We start from the raw sequence: 22734 nt of genomic DNA, 5'->3' as shown, positions 1-22734 counted from the left end.
AGGGAGGACTCAATCATCCCGGGGAGCTGAACTTGTGACTTCACGTCGTTTTGCACAACGCAGGACACCGGTGCGACCACTCCCTGGCGCTTGAGCAACTCGCTCATGGTCGCCTTGATTCGGTATTGAGTAAATAACTGAATGTTTTTGATCTCGGCCAAACAACAAGAAGCGTTAAACAGTTTGTTTTCGCTGTCGAGCAAGGTGGGCACGCCGAGACTGAACTGTTTCTAAAATGCGGTGCGCACGCCGGTGTTGCGATCGACATATTGTTAAGCGGCCTTCACGACCATAACCGCCCGGCAGATCTGCTTGGGGAAGGGATCCACTTTTGGCCGCTTTTAACCGATAATCCGCGGCCAATCGACTATTAATACTTGCCTGGATTTCCGGATGGACCTCCAGTGCCTGGTGTATTGCCTGCATAAGGCTCTGTTCCTGAACAAAACTGTCCGCACTGGCGCAGGTTGAAGACTTGAACAGTTGCTGATGAATGGTTCGAATTCTCCAGGGCTTCTTGTCCTGAATCACTTCAGAACGTACCACTGCATTGGATAATAACCACCCAAAATACCGTACGTCGGAAAGTAGAAAGTTTGAGCTGGACCACGCTAGGCAAGACAGCTCGTTACCTAAATATCAATGTGACATTACTGGGGCGAGTGTTTAGGATGACAACTGCAAGGTCAATAGTTTGGCATATAGTTAATAGCGGAAAAATATAGACAATTTATTGACGAATAATAGCGTCAAACTTGCGTCTACTCTGCTTACAAAGTACGACCTGACTGAGCAGGGCAAGTGCCCCAAGTCTATGGAAGTCAACTGAACGCATCACCCGGAGAGTCTTCAATGAGCAGTGTTGTTGCCATCGTCAAAAGCATTGTCGGTCAAGTTTTCGCGGTGTCCCCAGAGGGCGTCCGTCGTGTACTCGTTGAAGGCGATCGGCTGCTGGTCGGCGATCAGGTAGACACTGGCGCGGCGGGTGCCGTCACGCTCGAACTGGCTGACGGCCGGACCCTGGACCTGGGCCGCGACACCCAATGGAGCGGCAGCGCTCCGGATTCCAGCAGCGGCCTGGCAGAAGCCACAGCACAGGCTGCGCCATCGGTTGAAGAACTGCAGCAAGCCATCGTTGCCGGCGCCGACCCGACCAAAGACCTTGAAGCCACCGCGGCCGGCCCTACGGCTGCCGGCACGGGCGGCGCGGCAGGTGGCGGCCACAGCTTCGTGATGCTGGATGCAACTGCTGGCCGGGTGGACGCGACCGTTGGTTTCCCGACAGCGGGCTTTGGCACCACTGCATTGGCGGCACAGAACACTCTCGGCGGGCAAACTGCCGACACCAACCCGAACCTGCAACGGGAGTCGACCCTGAGCCTGAGCGCTACGCCGACCATCACCGAAGCCGGCGGCGTATTGGTTTACACCGCGACCCTGACCCAGGCACCGCTGACGGACCTGAACATCACCTTGTCCAACGGCTCGGTGATCGTGATCCAGGCCGGCCAACTGACCGGCACCGTCAGCGTGCCGTTGGCACCGAACGACACCGTTTATAACGACCCGACCCAAATCGATGTGACCGTCACCGGCACCACGGGCGGCAACGGTATCATCGTCACCCCGCCGACGACCCCGGCCGTGACTCAGGTCACCGACACAGTCGACACCACCACGGTAACGCTGACCGCCGGCGCCAGCGTTACCGAAGGCGGCGTGATTACGTACACCGCGACGCTGACCAATCCGGCTCAGACCCCGGTGACCGTGACCTTGAGCAATGGCTCGGTCATTACCATCGATGCGGGCAACACCACCGGCACCGTTAACGTTCCGACCGCCGCTAACGATGTCTATAACAACGGCAGCACCGTCACCACGACCATTACCGGTGCCACCGGCGGCAACTTTGAAAATCTGGTGCCAAACACTACGCCAGCAGTGACCACCATTACTGATTCGGTCGACAACACTGGCCTGAGTCTCACCGCCACCGGCAGCGTTGTCGAAGGCGGCCAGATCACTTACACCGCCACCCTGACCAACCCGGCCGGCACACCGATGACCGTGACCTTGAGCAATGGCTCGGTCATTACCATTGAAGCGGGCAAGACCACCGGCAGCGTCAGCGTCGACACCGCAAACAATGACGTCTACAACAACGGCAGCACCGTCAGTACCACCATCACCGGCACTACCGGCGGCAACTTTGAACAGTTGACCCCGAGCACCCAGCCGGCGCTGACCACCATCACTGATTCGGTCGACAACACCGGGCTGAGCCTCTCCGCCACTGGCAGTGTCGTCGAAGGCGGCCAGATCACTTACACCGCCACCCTGACCAACCCGGCCGGCACACCGATGACCGTGACCTTGAGCAATGGCTCGGTCATTACTATCGACGCCGGTAAAACCACTGGCAGCGTCATCGTCGACACCCCGGCCAATGACGTCTACCAGAACGGCAGCACCGTCAGCACCACCATCACCGGCACCACCGGCGGCAATTTCGAACAATTGACCCCGAGCACCGAACCGGCGCTAACGACGATCACCGATTCGGTCGATAGCACTGGTCTGACGCTCACCGCGACCGGGACTGTGGTTGAAGGTGGTCAGATCACCTACACGGCAACCCTGACCAACCCGGCCGGCACGCCGATGACCGTGACCTTGAGCAATGGCTCGGTCATTACCATTGAAGCGGGCAAGACCACCGGCAGCGTCAGCGTCGACACCCCGGCCAATGACGTCTACCAGAACGGCAGCACCGTCAGCACCACCATCACCGGCACCACCGGCGGCAATTTCGAACAATTGACCCCGAGCACCGAACCGGCGCTAACGACGATCACCGATTCGGTCGATAGCACTGGTCTGACGCTCACCGCGACCGGGACTGTGGTTGAAGGTGGTCAGATCACCTACACGGCAACCCTGACCAACCCGGCCGGCACGCCGATGACCGTGACCTTGAGCAATGGCTCGGTCATTACCATCGACGCCGGTAAAACCACCGGCAGCGTCATCGTCGACACACCTGCCAATGACGTCTACAAGAACGGCAGCACCGTCAGCACCACCATCACCGGCACCACCGGCGGCAATTTCGAACAATTGACCCCGAGCACCGAACCGGCGCTGACGACGATCACCGATTCGGTCGACAACACTGGCCTGAGTCTCACCGCCACCGGCAGTGTCGTCGAAGGCGGCCAGATTACTTACACCGCCACCCTGACCAACCCGGCCGGCACGCCGATGACCGTGACCTTGAGCAATGGCTCGGTCATTACCATCGAGGCGGGCAAAACCACTGGCAGCGTCATCGTCGACACCCCGGCCAATGACGTCTACCAGAACGGCAGCACCGTCAGCACCACCATCACCGGCACCACCGGCGGCAATTTCGAACAATTGACCCCGAGCACCGCACCGGCGCTGACGACGATCACCGATTCGACCGACAAGACCCACCTGACCCTCAGCGCCGACAAGTCGGTACTCGAAGGCTCGCATATCACCTACACCGCGACCCTGACCAACGCCGCGCAAAACCCTGTGACCGTCAAGCTGAGCAACGGCGAGACCATCACCATTGCCGCGGGTCAAACCATTGGCTCGGTGACCATCGCGGCGCCTGCCGATGACGTCTATAAGGACGCCGGCAAACTCACCGTGAAGATGACCGACGCCAGCGGCGGCAACTTCGAAAAACTCGTTGTCAGCAACGCATCCGTGACCACCCACGTCAAGGACACCATCGACGCGACGTCGCTGTCTCTGTCGGCCAGCCATACCGTCAGCGAAGGTGGCCAGATCACCTACACCGCCACCTTGAGCAATCCGACAGACACAGCCATGACCGTGCAGTTGAGCAACGGCGCGGTGATCCAAATTGCCAAGGGTGCTTACAGCGGTTCGGTCGACTTCGCGGCACCGGCTGACACGCCGTATATCGACGCTGGCAAAGTCCAGGCGACGATCACCGGCCACAACGGTGGCAACTTCGAAAAAGTCGCTGTCGATCACTCGCCGGCGGTCACCACCGTCACCGATACGGCAGACACCACCGGCCTGAGCCTGAGCGCCACCCATTCGGTTGCCGAAGGCGGTTCGATCGTCTACACCGCGACGCTGACCAATGCCGCTGGCACCGCCATGACCGTGACGCTGAATAACGGTGCGGTGATCCAGATTGCCAAGGGTGCTCTGACCGGTTCGGTGAATTTCGCCGCACCGTCAGATGACGTCTACAAAGACGCTGGCAAGGTGGAAGCCCATATCACCAAGACCACCGGCGGCAACTTCGAGGACCTGGTCGCCGACAAGACACCAGCTGTCACCAAAGTAACCGACACCATCGACACCAGCACCGTGTCCCTGACTGCCACAGCCAGCACGGTCGAAGGCGGCACCGTGGTTTACACCGCATCCGTCGATGCCCCAGTGACCGGTTCGCCAGTCGTGGTGACCTTGTCAAACGGCCAGACCATCACCATTCCGGTCGGCGAGAACAGCGCCTATGTGAACTTCACCGCCCCCAATGACGCTCTGGCTGGCGGCGCTACGCTGAGCGTAAAAATCGACGGCACCACGGGTGGCAACTACGAACACCTGGTGGCCGATCAAACACCAGCAGTCACTTCGGTGACCGACGTCAATGACACCACCACCATCAGCCTGAGCGCTACAGATTCGGTGGCTGAAGGCGGTTCGATTGTCTACACCGCAACGTTGACCAATGCTGCCGGCACCCCGGTCACCGTGAACCTGTCGAACGGCGCGGTGATCACCATTGCCGCCGGCGCCACAGTTGGCTCCGTGAGCGTCAAGGCGCCTGCCGATGACGTCTACAAAGATGCCGGCAAAGTTGAAGCGACCATCAAGGACGCGAGCGGCGGGAACTTCGAAAACCTGGTAACCAATCCTGCGGCGGCGGTCACTGAGGTGACTGACACGATCAATACGTCGACGGTCAGCCTGACCGCATCGTCGACCGCAGCCGAAGGCGGCAACGTGGTCTACACCGCGTCCGTGACCGCACCGGTCACTGGCCAGAATGTGGTCGTCACCTTGGCCAATGGTGAAAAAATCACCATCGCCGTCGGCGAAAGCAGTGCCTCGATCACCGTCAAAGCCCCGAACGATGTGCTGGTCGGCCACGAGCCACTGACCAACGCCATCAAGGATGTGGCCGGTGGTAACTACGAGAACCTGATCGCCGACAAAACCCCGACCTCGACCGCCATCAGCGATACCGTGGACACCACCAAGGTGACCATGACCGCCAGCAACTATGTGGTCGAGGGCGGCACCATCACCTATACCGTCAACCTCAGCAATGCCGCCGGCACTGACATGACGGTCAAGTTGAGCAACGGCGAGAGCGTCGTGATCAAGGCTGGCGACAAGTCGGGTTTCATCACCATCCCGGCGCCAGCCGATGACGTCTACAAGGACGGCAGCAAAATCACCGTCGGTATCGCCAGCACCGACGGCGGTAACTTCGAAAAACTCGACGTCAGCAAAACCACGCACACAACGACAGTCAATGACACCATCGACACCACGACGCTGAAGCTCAGCGCAGACGTGAGCACCATCGGTGAAGGCGGCCAGATCACCTACACCGCCACGTTGAGCAACCCGGCCGACACGGCGATGACCGTGACGCTGAACAACGGCCTGGTGATCAACATCAAGGCCGGCGAGTCCAGCGGTTCGGCGCCGTACACCGTACCGAATGACGTTTACACCGGTGCACCAACCGTGCGTGCAGCAATCGCGGACAGCACCGGTGGCAACTTCGAAAAACTCGACACTGACCGCTCCGCCGTCATCACCAAAGTGACCGACACCGCCGACACCACCAGCCTGACCCTCAGCGCCAGCGATTCGGTGCACGAAGGCGCGCAAATCGTCTACACCGCGACCCTGTCCAATGCCGCAGGCAGCGACATGACCGTGAAGCTGAGCAACGGCGCGATCATCACCATCCTCAAAGATGCTATGACCGGCCACGTCAGCGTAGATGCACCGAAAGACGACGTGTACCTGGACGCCGGCAAAGTTACCGCCAGCATCGATCAGGTCACCGGCGGTAAATTTGAAAGCCTGGTGCCGGACAAGTCTCTGGTATCCACGAACATCACCGACACCCTCAACGACGTGGTGGCCAAACTGACGGTGGATCACTCCAGCGTCACCGAAGGCGGCCAGATCACCTACACCGTGACCCTGACCAACGCCGATGGCCTGCCGGTCGATAAACACGGTGCGCTGACGTTCACCCTCAGCGATGGCACCCAGATCAACATCGCGGCCAACCAAATCAGCGGCAGCACCGTGGTGACCACTACAGACGACCACTACGTTAACCAGCCGGTGACGGTGGTTAATCAACTGACTGGCGTCTCGGGTACCCACAACTACGAAAGCCTGGTACTGGGCACCGACAAGACCAGCGTCACCGTCATCGACAACGACCACGCGCCAGTGGCCGCCGGTGGCGCTGTCACTGGTATCGAAGATACGACCATCACCCTGAGCTGGAACGACTTCAAGGTCACCGATGTCGATAACGACAGCCCGCTCGGCATTACCATCACCCAGGTATCGGGCGGTGGCACCCTGCTGTTCAACGGCGTGCAAGTCACCTTGGGCCAAACCATCAGCCAGGCGGACATCGCGCTGGGCAAACTGACATTTGTGCCCGCTGCCAATGAATCGGGTGCCGACGGTTATGGCGGAACCGACATTGGTAACAAGGCAGCGGATTACGCGCAGATCCAGTTCAAACCTACCGACGGCTTCAATCAGGGCACTGAAGCGACCTTGAAAGTCGACATCACCCCGGTGGCGGATGCGCCAACACTGAACGTCGCCGGCAACGACGTAACGTCGACGGGCCTGATCAAAGAGGTCTGGACCGGCTTGTCCGGTTTGGGCACCAGCGGCAGCGGCGCGCCAACCGACACGTTGAAATCGGTGATCGATGCCGCCGGCACACCGAACAGCAGCAGCACCGTCAGCAACGTGCAATCCAATGGCGACATTGCCCAAGGCACCGCATCGAAAACCTCCGGCCTGATTTACCTCGAAGCCGGCAAGACTTACACCTTCAGCGGCACTGGCGATGACAGCCTGCTGGTGACCGTTGGTGGCAAGAACGTCGCAGCCACGACGTGGGGCGCGGGGGCCAACCTGAACGGTTCGTTCACCCCGAGCACCAGTGGCTACTACACGCTGGACATTTACCACCACAACCAGAACGGCCCGGGCAACTACGACGTCAACCTGTCGGTCAACGGCAGCCCGGCGATCGACCTGAGCAGCGCCGGCGTGCCGATCTATACCGGCGTGGCCGACCTTACCCATGCAGGCGTGACGGTTTCCGACCTGCACGGCAGCAATGGCGAAGGTTATTACGACGGCTACAAACTCAACGAAGGCGCGCAAGGTACCAGCGTTCATCTGTCCGCCATCAGCACGGCACTGACCGACACCGACGGCTCCGAACGTCTGCACGTGAAGATCAGCGGCATCCCGGCGGGCTCGGTACTCAGCGATGGTGCAGGCCACAGCTTCACCGCGACCGCGCACTCCGGCGAAGTCAACGTCACCCGCTGGGACCTCAGTTCCTTGATAGTGACCCCGCCTGCAAACTACACCGGCCAGTTCAACCTGACCGTGACCTCGACGTCCACCGAGACCCTCGGCGGTTCGGCGCCAAGTACCGCGACGATCCCGGTCACAATTTACCCGCCAGCCCCTATCAGCGAAGTGGTCGCGACCCTCACGGTGGATAAAACCACCGTGGCTGAAGGCGGCCAGATTACTTACACCGTGACCCTTTCCAACAAAGATGGCATCGCCATCAGCGGCCACGACGAGCTGACCTTTAAGCTGTCCGACGGCACCCTCATCAAAGTGCCGGCCAACGCAGCGTCTGGCTCGTTCACCATCACCGCCCCGGACGACATCCTGATTGGCGGACAGCCGACCATCGTCAACCAAATCGAAAGCGTCAGCGGTGCAGAAAACTTCAAACAACTGACCCTGACTCATGATTCGTTGAGCACCACTGTTACTGACGAAGCAGGTTCGGGTACCTCAATCGACAACCACGGCGACGAGGTCGGCATCACCATCGTCGGCAACGGCGCGGTGCTGGAAAACCAGGCGCCGAGCTTCACCATCAAGCTCGACAAGGCCCAGGATGTTCCCCTGACCGTGAAGCTGAGCGACGGCCAGTCGGTGACCTTCGCCGTGGGCGAAACGGAAAAAGTCCACACCCTGGCGCCGCAAGGCGATGACGTCTACATAGACCATGGCACCGTGGCGCTGGGCATCATCGGCGCAACTTCCGGTGGGACTGCGCTGGAAAATCTGGTGATTGGTAACCCGGCGTCGGTGGTCATTTCCGACACCACCAACGACGTCGTGGCCAAGCTGACGGTGGATAACTCCAGCGTCACCGAAGGGGGCCAGATCACCTACACCGTGACCCTGACCAACGCCGATGGCCTGCCGGTCGATAAACACGGTGCGCTGACGTTCACTCTCAGCGATGGCACCCAGGTCAACATCGCGGCCAACCAAATCAGCGGCAGCACCGTGGTGACCACTACAGACGACCACTACGTTAACCAGCCGGTGACAGTGGTTAATCAACTGACGGGCGTCACGGGTACCCACAACTACGAACACCTGGTCCTCGGCTCCGACGGGACCAGCGTCACCATCATCGACAACGACCACGCCCCAGTGGCCGCCGGCGGCGCTGTCACCGGTGTCGAAGATACGACCATCACGCTGAGCTGGAACGACTTCAAGGTCACCGACGTCGATAACGACAGCCCGCTCGGCATCACCATCACCGAGGTAACGACCCGGACACCGGGCCAGGAATCGGTCGGTGGCGTCCTGTTGTTCAACGGCGTGCAAGTCACTATCGGCCAGACCATCAGCCAGGCCGATATTGCCGCAGGCAAACTGACATTCCGCCCCGCCCTCAACGAATCGGGTGTGGACGCTTACGGCGGTTCGGGCATCGGCAACAAGGCGGCGGATTACGCCCAGATCAAGTTCAAGCCTACCGACGGTTTCAACCAGGGCACTGAAGCGACGCTGAAAATCGACATCACGCCGGTGTCTGATACGCCAACGCTGAATATCGCCGACAACAACGTAACCTCGACGGGCTTGATCAAGGAAGTCTGGACCGGCCTGGCCGGCCTGGGCACCAGCGGCAGCGGCGCGCCAACCGACACGCTGAAATCGGTGATCGATGCTGCCGATAAATCGAGCGGCAGCAGCAGTATCGTTGACAACGTGCAATCCAATGGCGACATAGCCCAAGGCACCGCGTCGAAAACTTCCGGTCTGATTTACCTCGAAGCCGGCAAGACCTACACCTTCAGCGGCACCGGCGATGACAGCCTGCTGGTGACCGTTGGTGGCAAGAACGTCGCAGCCACGACGTGGGGCGCGGGGGCCAACCTGAACGGTTCGTTCACCCCGAGCACCAGTGGCTACTACACGCTGGACATCTACCACCACAACCAGAACGGCCCGGGCAACTACGACGTCAACCTGTCGGTCAACGGCAGCCCGGCGATCGACCTGAGCAGCGCTGGCGTGCCGTTGTACACCGGCGTGGCGGATCTGGCCGCTTCCGGCGTGACAGTTTCCGACCTGCACGGCAGCAATGGCGAAGGCTACTACGATGGCTACAAACTCAATGAAGGTGCCGAAGACACCAGCATTCAGCTGTCCGCGATCAACGCGGCACTGACCGACACCGACGGTTCCGAAAGCCTGAGCGTGAAAATCAGCGGCATCCCGGCAGGCTCGGTACTCACCGATGGCGCGCCGGGCCACACTTTCACCATGACCGGCACCGGGACCTTCGGCGAAGCCGACGTCACAGGTTGGAACCTGGCCACGCTCAAGCTGACACCGCCGACGAACTTCAATGGCGACATCAACCTGACCGTAACGGCCACCGCCCAAGACGGCAATGCTGCACCCGCCAGCACCTCGGTGCCATTGGTGGTACACGTCACCCCGGTCGATGACCCGAGCGTCCTGATCCTGGATACCAACACTGTCGCTGAAGACCACGTGGCCACCGGCAACGTGCTGAGCAACGACCACGATGTCGATAACGTCCTGAGCGTCTCCAGCTTCAGCGTGAATGGGGTCAGCGGCAGCTTCACGGCGGGCCAGACCGCAACCATTACCGGTGTCGGAACGCTGATCATCGCCAGCAACGGCGCCTACACCTTTACCCCGGTGGAAAACTACAACGGCACCGTGCCGACCGTTACCTACACCACTAACACTGGTTCCACCAGCACGCTGAACATCACCGTCACGCCAGTCAACGACGCACCGACTGTCCATTCCACTTCCGCCAGCGGTGATGAAGATCATTTGATCGCCGTGCAGCTCAGTGGCAGTGACATCGACGGCAGCGTCGACCACTTCAGCCTGACCAGCCTGCCAGCCCATGGCAGTTTTTACGCTGACGCCGCCGGAACCATTGCGTTGACCACCAGCAGTGTGATCTCCGCAACCGCCAACGGCGCAACGGTGTACTTCAAACCCACCGCCGATTGGAGTGGCACCACCCAGTTCACCTACAACGCGACCGACAACGAAGGCATGCCTTCCGCGTCTCCGGCGACCGGTGAAATCGTCGTCACCCCCGTAACCGATACTCCAAGCCTGTCACTGACCGGTGGAGGGATAGTCGTCTCGACTGACCTCCAGGAAGTAGCGCTGAACGGCGCCTATGGCGACGTTGATGTCAGCAAGCTCGGCAACGGCGCATGGCACACCGACAACAGCGGTGGCATGGTCGAAATCGGCAAGGCCAGCGTCTACGGTGCCGGCGGCGATAACCAGGTCATCGAACTGGAACGTAATGCTGGCGATGCGAGCAACCTCTACACCACGATCGATGCCAAGGGCGGCACCACCTATAACGTGTCGTTCGACTATGCACCGCGTGCAGGTGTGGATAACTCGCTCATCAATGTGTACTGGGGCGAGAAACTCATTGGCACCCTGAACACCTCGACCACCGGCATGCAGCACTACAGCTTCGACGTTCCGGTCACTGCCGATGGCAATCAGAAGCTCGAGTTCCGCGCCGGGGACAGCAACAGCCTGGGCGGCGTGCTGGACAACATCAACGTCACTCAGGTGCTCAACTCAGGCCTTGAAGACAACGCGATCCTGTTGTCGACCATCCAGGCCCACACCAACGACGCCGATGGCTCGGAAACACTCACTACTATCACACTGGGCGACTTTCCGACGGGTTCCAGTCTCACCGATGGCACCCACACCTTCAACGCTGTCGAGGGCTCGACCTCGGTGGACCTCACAGGTTGGAATCTGTCCACGCTCAAGCTGACACCGCCGACGAACTTCAATGGCGACATCACCCTGACCGTAACCGCCACCGCCAAAGACGGCGATGCTCCAAGCGCCAGCACCTCGCTGCCACTGGTGGTGCACGTTACTCCCGTCGATGACGCAAGCGTGCTGCAGGCGGACAAGATCACCGTCGACGAAGACCACGCGGCCACCGGCAACGTGCTGACCAACGACCACGATGTGGATAACGTCCTGAGCGTAGCCAAGTTCACGGTTGGCGGTACCGAGTACACCGCTGGCGCCCCGGCGACCATCGCGAACGTCGGCACGTTGACTCTCGGTGCCAACGGCGACTACACCTTTACCCCGGTGGAGAACTGGAACGGCACCGTGCCGACCGTCACCTACACCACCAACACCGGTTCCACCAGCACCCTGAACATCAGCATCACCCCGGTCGATGACCCGAGCGTGTTGACGGCAGACACCAAGTCTGTCGAAGAAGATCACGTTGCCACCGGCAACGTACTGACCAACGACCACGATGTGGATAACATCCTGAGCGTAACCAAATTCACGGTTGGCGGTACCGAGTACGCCGCTGGCGCCCCGGCGACCATCGCAAACGTCGGCACGTTGACTCTCGGTGCCAACGGCAACTACACCTTTACCCCGGTGGAGAACTACAACGGCACCGTGCCGACCGTCACCTACACCACCAACACCGGCTCCACCAGCACGCTGAATATCAGCGTCACCCCGGTCGATGACCCGAGCGTGTTGACGGCAGACACCAAGTCTGTCGAAGAAGATCACGTTGCCACCGGCAACGTACTGACCAACGACCACGATGTGGATAACATCCTGAGCGTAACCAAATTCACGGTTGGCGGTACCGAGTACGCCGCAGGCGCCCCGGCGACCATCGCAAACGTCGGCACGCTCACTCTCGGTGCCAACGGCGACTACACCTTTACCCCGGTGGAGAACTACAACGGCGCCGTGCCGACCGTCACCTACACCACCAACACCGGTTCCACCAGCACGCTGAATATCAGCGTCACCCCGGTCGATGACCCGAGCGTCCTCGGCGCGGACACCAAGACTGTCGAGGAAGACCACGCGGCCACTGGCAACGTGCTTGGCAATGACAGCGATGTCGACAACATCCTGAGCGTGACGTCCTTTACCGTCGCCGGCAAAAATGACAACTTCACCGCCGGCCGAACCGTCAACATCGAGCACGTTGGCTCGCTGACCCTCAACGCCAACGGCAACTACACCTTCACCCCGGTGGAGAACTGGAACGGCACCGTGCCGACCGTCACCTACACCACCAACACCGGTTCCACCAGCACCCTGAATATCAGCGTCACCCCGGTCGATGACCCGAGCGTCCTCGGCGCAGACACCAAGACTGTCGAGGAAGACCACGCGGCCACCGGCAACGTACTGACCAACGACCACGATGTGGATAACATCCTGAGCGTAACCAAGTTCACGGTTGGCGGTACCGAGTACGCCGCTGGCGCCCCGGCGACCATCGCAAACGTCGGCACGCTCACTCTCGGTGCCAACGGCGACTACACCTTTACCCCGGTGGAGAACTACAACGGCACCGTGCCGACCGTCACCTACACCACCAACACCGGCTCCACCAGCACGCTGAATATCAGCGTCACCCCGGTCGATGACCCGAGCGTCCTCGGCGCAGACACCAAGACTGTCGAGGAAGACCACGCGGCCACCGGCAACGTACTGACCAACGACCACGATGTGGATAACATCCTGAGCGTAACCAAGTTCACGGTTGGCGGTACCGAGTACGCCGCTGGCGCCCCGGCGACCATCGCAAACGTCGGCACGCTCACTCTCGGTGCCAACGGCGACTACACCTTTACCCCGGTGGAGAACTACAACGGCACCGTGCCGACCGTCACCTACACCACCAACACCGGCTCCACCAGCACGCTGAATATCAGCGTCACCCCGGTCGATGACCCGAGCGTGTTGACGGCAGACACCAAGTCTGTCGAAGAAGATCACGTTGCCACCGGCAACGTACTGACCAACGACCACGATGTGGATAACATCCTGAGCGTAACCAAATTCACGGTTGGCGGTACCGAGTACGCCGCTGGCGCCCCGGCGACCATCGCAAACGTCGGCACGCTCACTCTCGGTGCCAACGGCGACTACACCTTTACCCCGGTGGAGAACTGGAACGGCGCCGTGCCGACCGTCACCTACACCACCAACACCGGTTCCACCAGCACGCTGAATATCAGCGTCACCCCGGTCGATGACCCGAGCGTCCTCGGCGCGGACACCAAGACTGTCGAGGAAGACCACGCGGCCACTGGCAACGTGCTTGGCAATGACAGCGATGTCGACAACATCCTGAGCGTGACGTCCTTTACCGTCGCCGGCAAAAATGACAACTTCACCGCCGGCCGAACCGTCAACATCGAGCACGTTGGCTCGCTGACCCTCAACGCCAACGGCAACTACACCTTCACCCCGGTGGAGAACTGGAACGGCACCGTGCCGACCGTCACCTACACCACCAACACCGGCTCCACCAGCACGCTGAATATCAGCGTCACCCCGGTCGATGACCCGAGCGTGTTGACGGCAGACACCAAGTCTGTCGAAGAAGATCACGTTGCCACCGGCAACGTACTGACCAACGACCACGATGTGGATAACATCCTGAGCGTAACCAAATTCACGGTTGGCGGTACCGAGTACGCCGCTGGCGCCCCGGCGACCATCGCAAACGTCGGCACGCTCACTCTCGGTGCCAACGGCGACTACACCTTTACCCCGGTGGAGAACTACAACGGCGCCGTGCCGACCGTCACCTACACCACCAACACCGGTTCCACCAGCACCCTGAATATCAGCGTCACCCCGGTCGATGACCCGAGCGTCCTCGGCGCAGACACCAAGACTGTCGAGGAAGACCACGCGGCCACCGGCAACGTACTGACCAACGACCACGATGTGGATAACATCCTGAGCGTAACCAAGTTCACGGTTGGCGGTACCGAGTACGCCGCTGGCGCCCCGGCGACCATCGCAAACGTCGGCACGCTCACTCTCGGTGCCAACGGCGACTACACCTTTACCCCGGTGGAGAACTACAACGGCACCGTGCCGACCGTCACCTACACCACCAACACCGGTTCCACCAGCACGCTGAATATCAGCGTCACCCCGGTCGATGACCCGAGCGTGCTGACCGCGGATACCAACACTGTCGCTGAAGACCACGCGGCCACCGGCAACGTGCTGACCAACGACCACGATGTCGATAATGTCCTGAGCGTCTCCAGCTTCAGTGTGAATGGGGTCAACGGCAGCTTCACGGCGGGCCAGACCGCAACCATTACCGGTGTCGGCACGCTGATCATCGCCAGCAACGGCGCCTACACCTTTACCCCGGTAGAGAACTACAACGGCACCGTGCCGACCGTCACCTACACCACCAACACCGGTTCCACCAGCACGCTGAATATCAGCGTCACCCCGGTCGATGACCCGAGCGTGCTGACCGCGGATACCAACACTGTCGCTGAAGACCACGCGGCCACCGGCAATGTGCTGACCAACGACCACGATGTCGATAATGTCCTGAGCGTCTCCAGCTTCAGTGTGAATGGGGTCAACGGCAGCTTCACGGCGGGCCAGACCGCAACCATTACCGGTGTCGGCACGCTGATCATCGCCAGCAACGGCGACTACACCTTCACCCCGGTGGAGAACTACAACGGCGCCGTGCCGACCGTCACCTACACCACCAACACCGGTTCCACCAGCACCCTGAACATCAGCATCACCCCGGTCGATGACCCGAGCGTGCTGACTGCGGATACCAACACTGTCGCTGAAGACCACGCGGCCACCGGCAACGTGCTGACCAACGACCACGATGTCGATAATGTACTGAGCGTTTCCAGCTTCAGCGTGAATGGGGTCAACGGCAGCTTCACGGCAGGCCAGACGGCAACCATTACCGGTGTCGGCACGCTGATCATCGCCAGCAACGGCGCCTACACCTTCACCCCGGTGGAGAACTACAACGGCGCCGTGCCGACCGTCACCTACACCACCAACACCGGCTCCACCAGCACGCTGAATATCAGCGTCACCCCGGTCAACGACGCACCGACCGCCGCACCGGTTAACGTCACCGGTACCGAAGACACCCCGCTGATCCTCGGCTGGTCGACCTTCGGCGTCAGCGATGTCGACAGCCCCGCCACCAGCCTCGGTGTAAAAATCACCGGCCTGCCGGGCGACGGCAAGTTGCAGTACCTGAACGGCTCGACCTGGACCGACCTGACGCCTAACCAGATCATCACCAAGACTGACATCGACGCGGGCAAGTTACGCTTCATGCCAGACACCAATGAGTCTGGCGCCAACGGTAACCCCAGCGGCATGGGCGACCAAAAGGCGGATTACGCACAGATCCAGTTCCAGCCAACCGACGGCGCACTGCTGGGCAATACCGGCACAATAAAAATCGACATCACCCCGGTGGCTGATGCACCAACGTTGAACGTCGCCAGCAACGCCGTAACCTCGACGGGCTTGATCAAAGAAGTCTGGACCGGCCTGGCCGGACTCGGCACCAATGGTAACGGCGCGCCAACTGACACGCTGAAATCGGTGATCGATGCCGCCGGCAAAGCGAACTCCAGCAGCACCGTCGGCAACGTGCAATCCAGTGGCGATATTGCCGCCGGCACAGCGTCGAAAACTTCCGGCCTGATTTACCTCGAAGCCGGCAAGACTTACAGCTTCAGCGGTACCGGCGATGACAGCCTGCTGGTGACCATTGGCGGCAAAACCGTGGCCAGTGCGTTGTGGGGGAATGGCGGGGCGATCACGGGGACGGGCTTCGTACCGACTACCAGTGGCTACTACACCATCGACATCTACCACCACAACCAAAGTGGTCCGGGCAGCTATGACGTCAACCTGTCGGTCAACGGCGGTACAGCGGTCGACCTGAGCAGCACCGGTGTGCCGCTGTACACCGGCGTGGCGGATCTGGCCGCTTCCGGCGTGACTGTTTCCGATCTGCATGGCACCAATGGCGAAGGCTACTACGACGGCTACAAACTCAACACGGGCGCCGAAGGCACCAGCGTTCATCTGTCTGCAATCACCACCGTAAGGACAGACGTCGACGGCTCCGAAAGCCTGAGCGTGAAGATCAGCGGCATTCCGGCGGGCTCGGTGCTCACCGACGGCGCTGGCCACACCTTCACCGCCACCGCGACGTCCGGCGAAGCCAATGTCACCGACTGGACCCTCAGTTCCCTGACTGTGACCCCGCCTGCGTATTACAACGGCCAGTTCAATCTGACCGTGACCTCGACCTCCACCGAATCGCTCGGTGGTGGTTCGGCGGCCAGCGTCGCAACGATTCCCGTCACGGTTTACCCGGCGGTTTACAACGCCGTAACCGCAACATCCGGTGCTGACAACATCACCGGCACCGACGGCAACGACATCGTCATCGCCGACATTGGCGGCCTGACCGTGGTGCCGGGCACCAACTACAACATCGCCTTCATGGTCGATAGCTCAAGCAGCATGAGCAAAACCTCGGTCGACGCCGCCAGAGACTCGCTGACGTCGGTGTTCAACACCCTCAAGCAGAGCATTGGCGGTAGTTCCGGCACCGTGAACATCTTCCTGGTGGACTTCGATACTCAGGTCAACAAGTCGATGTCGGTCAACTTGAAGGATCCGGGCGCACTGGCCGCGCTCAAGACTGTTCTGGATTCGATGTCGTCCGGTGGGGTGACCAACTACGAAGACGTGTTCAAAACCACGGCCAACTGGTTCAAGAGCGCTGACGCCTTGGCCAACACCGGTGCGAAGAACCTCACGTACTTCATTACTGACGGCCAGCCGAACTATTATCAGAAGAACGAACAGACCAACCCGACGCTGTACGACAACGTGAAGCTCGATGACGTGGTGAAAACCAGCAATTACCAGCCGGGGGATACCTTTTCCAAGACTATCGACAGTACTCATACCCTGAGCATCGACAGTTCCGGTGATGTGACGCTGTACACCTTAAACGGCTCCAAGAACTGGAAATCCAGCGACCTGGGAACCATACACGCTCAGGGCGACGGTACTTACGAGTTGTCTTCCCTGACAGGCAGCGGCAGTGATCAGACGATTGTCGATAACTCCACTTCCAGTTTTGCGCTGCTGAGCAATGTGTCCAACGTCGAAGCCATTGGCCTGAACAAAGGCGTCACCCTAGCCGACTTGAGCCCGTACGACTCGAACCATACGCCGCAAACCAACATCGATCCGAAAGACCTGGCCAACTCGATCGTCGGTCATACCGAAGCGACAATGCCAGGTTCCGACACGGTCAATGGCGGTGATGGCAATGACATCCTGTTCGGCGATCTGGTCAGCTTCAACGGCATTGCCGGCGAGGGTTATCAGGCGATGCAGGCGTTTGTCGCCCAGCAAACCGGCGTGGACGTCAGCAAAGTCACCACCAGCAACGTGCACCAGTTCATCACTGAGCACTACAACGTGTTCGACGTGTCTGGCGCTCACGATGGTGGCGATATGCTGCTGGGTGGTGCTGGCAACGACATCATCTTCGGACAGGGCGGTGACGATAAACTCTACGGCGAAAGCGGCAACGACATCCTGCTCGGCGGCACTGGCAATGACTTGCTGGACGGTGGTGCCGGTAACGACATCCTCATGGGTGGCTCTGGCAACGACACACTGATCGGCGGCTTGGGTGGCGACACCTTCGTCTGGAAAGCAGGCGATACCGGCAGCGACGTGATCAAGGACTTCAATGCCAATGAAGGCGACCGCATCGACCTGCGCGATCTGTTGCAGGGCGAGACCGGCAGCACCATCGACAACTTCCTGAAAATCACCACGGCAGGCGGCGTTTCGTCCCTGGAAGTCAACTCTGCCGGCAAGTTCAACAGCACCGACGCAGCTGCGGCCAAGGCGGATGTGACGATCAAGCTGGAAGGTAACAACTGGTCCACCGCCAACCTGCATAACCTGATTGCCGGTAGCGATCCGACCATCAAGGTTGACCACAACAACAGCTGATCAAACGAAAAACGGCCGCCCTTTTGGGGCGGCCGTCACGTTTGTGCCTTTCTCCACGGTGACGATTTCGTCGCCGCACCGCATACTCGCGTTCAGTTGGCCTATGCTGCTGACAGCATGACGCTGGTTCATATCTGAGGGATGCTCAATGTTTTACGTGCAACGCGATGCGCAAGGCCAGTTAGTGCGCGTGGAAGCCGCGGCCTACGCCGAAGCCACGGAAACACTGCCGGCCGACCACCATGAAATCCAGGCCTGGTATGCCAACGAAGTAGTGGAAACCAGCCTCAAACAGCTCAAGCAGAGCGACCTGGAAATGATCCGGGTACTCGACGACTTGATCCAGGTACTGACCAGCAAAGGCGTGATCCGCGTCACCGACCTGCCGCCTGCGGCACAAGCCAAGCTGATGGACCGCAACCAGGCCCGTGAAGCGTTGGGCGGGTTGAGCCAGTTGATTGATGATGAAGAGACGGGGTTGATCTAACTCTAACTCCCCACCTTTTTTGGTGTTCGTACTGACGCCATCGGGAGCAGGCTCGCTCCCACATTGAATCTTCGTTGTTCACACAAGCTGTGTTCACTGAAGATCTCCTGTGGGAGCGAGCCTGCTCGCGATGGCGGACTTCAACCCACCACAAAACCATCCTGCTAAATCTTGACTGAACCCTCCGCCAACTCTGGCAACTCAAGATGATCCAGCGCCCGCTCCACCATCAAATGAACCCCGTCGGCCATTCGGCTAAGCGCCAGCGCGACGCAGCGGCGTGAGCCTTCTACATCGTCAGCCAGGTCGGCAGCGATGGCGCTGATGGAGCGCAGGTCTTCGGAGGCGTTGGCCAGGAGGGCTTCGGTGGGGATGTCGGGGGAGACGGTGAAGAGGCGGCCTCTGCGGGGAGAAGGCGGATTTGGGGTTACTTTGAACATGGCGTGGTCTCAATGATTACAAAGAGGCTGACCCGGTTCGCTTGCACGCGAATAAGGTGGCAGCTATGTGCGGGGTGCAAGACCGAGTAACCACGCCCTAAACCTCGGCAGACCCGAAGGTCTCCCGCACACAGCCGCCATAAAGCGATCGCAACAAGCATGAAAAATGCCTGTTGAACGGCCAGAGGCAGTGTTTGGATGTGGTTTCTACCCGGACTTGCACGTCCGTGTCACTGATTATTCAGTGACAAGGCCAGACTAGACCTGCGCTTTACCCGGAACAAGTTCACCAAAACCGACGCAACTCGAAGGAAATCTCCTAGGAATTTGCCTTCAGATTTTCCGGTGACTGCACTGACGCCATCGCGAGCAAGCTCGGCTCCTACAGGGGGTTTGGTCGTTCACACAGGCTGTGTTCACTGAAGATCTACTGTGCGAGCTTGCCCACGATGGCGTCATCCGACTCACCGCCAAGGCTTGGGCTCACCAAACAACTGCCCCTGAACCCCATATAGCCCCATCTCGCGAATCACCGACAACTCCCCTTCAGTCTCGACCCGCTCGGCAATCAGAGGCAAATCGATGCTGTGCGCCGCGCGCTGGATCGCCTCGATGAACAGGCGCTTATCGCTCTCTTGATCAATCGCCCGAATGTAACCGCCATCGATTTTCAGGTACGCCAGCCCCAGCCTCGCCAGGTTGCCAATCATGCTGAAACGCCCGCCAAAGCGTTGCAAGCTCAGGGAGAAGCCGAGCTCTCGCAGACGCCGCGTCAGCTCTTCCAGCATCGCTTGCTCCGGCAGCTGCTCCTCGCCGATTTCCAATGTTAGACGTGGCCCCAGATTGGAGTTCGCGCGCAAAATCTCGAAAATTTTATTCAGTGCCTGCGGATCCCCCAGCGTCGCCGATGACAGATTCAGCGCCAACGATTCTTCGTGGCCCGCCATCTGCTCAAGCACCAACTCCAGCATCAGCCGATCCAGCCGCGCGGTCCAGCCAAAACGCTCCAGCCACGGCAGGAAGCGCCCGGCAGGAATGGTCTGCCCCTGCTCGTCGACCAGGCGCGACAGCACTTTGTAATGCAGCACCAGTTGCGTGTCCTGGCTGGCCACGACCGGTTGGAAATACAGCTGGAACCGCCGCTGACTCAACGCTTGGTCCAGCAAGTTGTTCCATGCATGATGGTCATCGCCGACGCTGGCCGACGCACTGTGATCCAGGCACGCCCAACTCGGCTCGCCCTGGCTTTCGGCCTGAGCCAGCGCCTGGTCGCCCAGCCCGAGCACCGCCTGCGGTGAGTCGCCATGAACAAACGGTGCCAGCCCGATCGAAGCCACCGAGGCCACGTCGGTGGCGCCCGTTGCATGCAGACTAGCCAAGGCAATGTCGAGGTTCTGCGCCAGATGCAATGCTTCTTCGCGCACCAGCCCCGGCGCCAGCACGGCGAACTCACCGCCGCGAATCCGCGTGACGAGGTTCTGGGTTTCCGGGTACTTGGCACACTCGCGGGACAACTGCTCGCCCACCGCTTTCAACAACTGGTCAGTGCGCTGACCACCCAACCGTTGGTTCAAACCGGCCAGGTCCTTGACCCGCAACAACAGCAGATAACCGGAACTGGCTTGCTCCGGATTGCTCACCCGGGCGTTCAATTGCATTTCGAAATAACGACGATTGGCGAGCCCGGTGAGGTTGTCCTGATAAGACTCGACCCGCAGTTTTTCACTGCGTTCGGCCTGTTCCTGGAACAACGCCTTGAGCTTCTCGACCATCTGGTTCATGGCCTGCACCACGCGACGCAGTTCGGGAGTGCGCGGCAGTTCCGGCAGGCTGAGAAATTCGCGGCGGGCGATGGCGTGGGATTGCTTGACCATGTAATCCAGCGGCCTCAACTGCCGACGCAATAACAGCGCCCCCAGTACCGCGCTCACGGCGCCGCAAACCAATAACCAGCCGAGACTGCCCAACGCGCTCTGCCACAGCTTGGCCAGCGCAAACATCGGGTGGCTGACCACCTCGACCCGCGCCGCTTGCTCCCAACCACGACTGACAATCGCATCACCACCCGCGGCTTCAAGACCAATCATTTTGACGAACCAGTCTGGCACGTTGTTGACCGCTGGAATTGCGCTGCGCTCGACGATGGTGTTGTCATTGCTCAGGTCGACCACGCGGATGCTTGAGTAGTAACCGCTGTCGAAAATCGAACTGACCAGCAGCTCGACCATCGCCGGGTCGTCGATGTTCGGCGTCAGGGACAGCGCCAGCGCCGTCGCGGCGTCTTGGGCGTGTGAGCGCAACTGGTTGACGTACTGGGTGCGCGAGCTTTCCAGACTGACCATGAAGCTGCCGGTGAAGGCGACCACCAGGAACAGACAGATAGCGATCAACAGCTGTTTGAACAAAGACATCTGAGCGCGTGCTCCTAGTTTGTCGTTTCGACCGGGAAACCTTCGGCCTGCATTTTCTTCAACACGTCCTGCCAGCGGGAAAGACGTTTGGTGTCACCGACCTTTTTGTTGCCCTTGGCGCCCGGCAAATACAAACCTTCTGCATTGAAAGAGTAGACCGGTAACAGATCGGTTCGTTGACTGGCCGGTTTTATCTCGTTGATCAGGCTGTCGAGCACCAGTGGCATCGCCTCGGGGCTTGAATAGTAGGTCAACACCATGTGCGCCCGGTTCTGACGCAAGGCCTTGACGTAGGTGATGCGCAGCTTGTCACTGGACACGCCGAGGTGGCGCAGGCTGAAATACTTGGCAATCGCATAGTCTTCGCAATCGCCAGCGCCCTTCCACAGCGCTTCGATGGGCGTTTCCCAATAGTCGACTTCGTGCCACAGGTCGATGTCCTCGACGTAGCGCACCTGATTGTTGAAGAACAGGTTGACCACTTTGAGCTGTTCCAGCTCACTGAGCTGCTTCTGCGTGGCCAGCAAATGCTGCCAGGCGTCAATCCGCTGCTGCCCTTCACCCAACGGGCCGTACAAAGCCTGAGCACGACGGCTGATCAGCGAAAAGTCCCAATCGGCCTGCAAACCACCCAGCATGACGCCAGTCAGTAGCAGAGCGCAGCACAGCCAGCGCAAAATCCGTGGGATTGCGAAACGTACCGCCAATGCGAGGCATCCAGGTCAGGCGAATGGAATTCGACCGATGGTGCAGGTTAGCCCGGCAAAAGACAATGGCACGATGCAATCACGGGTGACGCGCTAAACTTTGTATTGTGAATGACATGAAAAGATGACGATTGAGAACCTGACCTGTTTGACAAGCTCCGTTGCAG

5 protein-coding genes and 1 pseudogene are annotated in these 22734 nt (G+C 60.0%); 2 read left to right on the top strand and 4 right to left on the bottom strand.

Annotated features, from left to right (window positions below):
• Positions 1–11 precede the first annotated feature (11 nt).
• Positions 12–272, bottom strand: a pseudogene (locus tag AC3ISI_RS00630) (TolC family outer membrane protein); the annotation flags it as partial.
• Positions 273–852: 580 nt separating this feature from the next.
• Between AC3ISI_RS00630 and AC3ISI_RS00625 the strand changes: the two are divergent.
• The gene (locus AC3ISI_RS00625) at positions 853–18522 is read left to right on the top strand and encodes a retention module-containing protein (RefSeq protein WP_489335010.1); all 17670 of its coding nucleotides are present in this window, start codon (positions 853–855) and stop codon (positions 18520–18522) included.
• A gap of 148 nt (positions 18523–18670) precedes the next feature.
• Complete coding sequence (locus AC3ISI_RS00620) at positions 18671–19009, top strand: tryptophan synthase subunit beta (protein ID WP_489335009.1); 339 nt, start codon at positions 18671–18673, stop codon at positions 19007–19009.
• Positions 19010–19173: 164 nt separating this feature from the next.
• Here AC3ISI_RS00620 and AC3ISI_RS00615 read toward each other — a convergent pair whose 3' ends face one another.
• The 3 genes from AC3ISI_RS00615 to lapG form a co-directional block, all read right to left on the bottom strand.
• A complete protein-coding gene (locus tag AC3ISI_RS00615; RefSeq protein ID WP_489335008.1) occupies positions 19174–19449 on the bottom strand; it encodes a DUF6124 family protein in 276 nt (91 codons plus the stop codon).
• A gap of 464 nt (positions 19450–19913) precedes the next feature.
• Positions 19914–21860 carry a cyclic di-GMP receptor LapD gene (gene lapD / locus AC3ISI_RS00610; RefSeq protein WP_489335007.1) on the bottom strand — a complete coding sequence of 649 codons (1947 nt, stop codon included), beginning with the start codon at positions 21858–21860 and terminating at the stop codon, positions 19914–19916.
• 14 nt (positions 21861–21874) lie between these two features.
• Positions 21875–22567 (bottom strand): cysteine protease LapG, encoded by a 693-nt coding sequence (gene lapG, locus AC3ISI_RS00605; protein ID WP_489335006.1) that lies wholly within the window; start codon positions 22565–22567, stop codon positions 21875–21877.
• Positions 22568–22734: the final 167 nt, after the last annotated feature.

This window comes from Pseudomonas sp. GL_139_B, assembly GCF_057834475.1.
The sequence above is the reverse complement of the archived record's forward strand: the minus strand, read 5'-3'. Positions and strand labels throughout refer to the sequence as shown.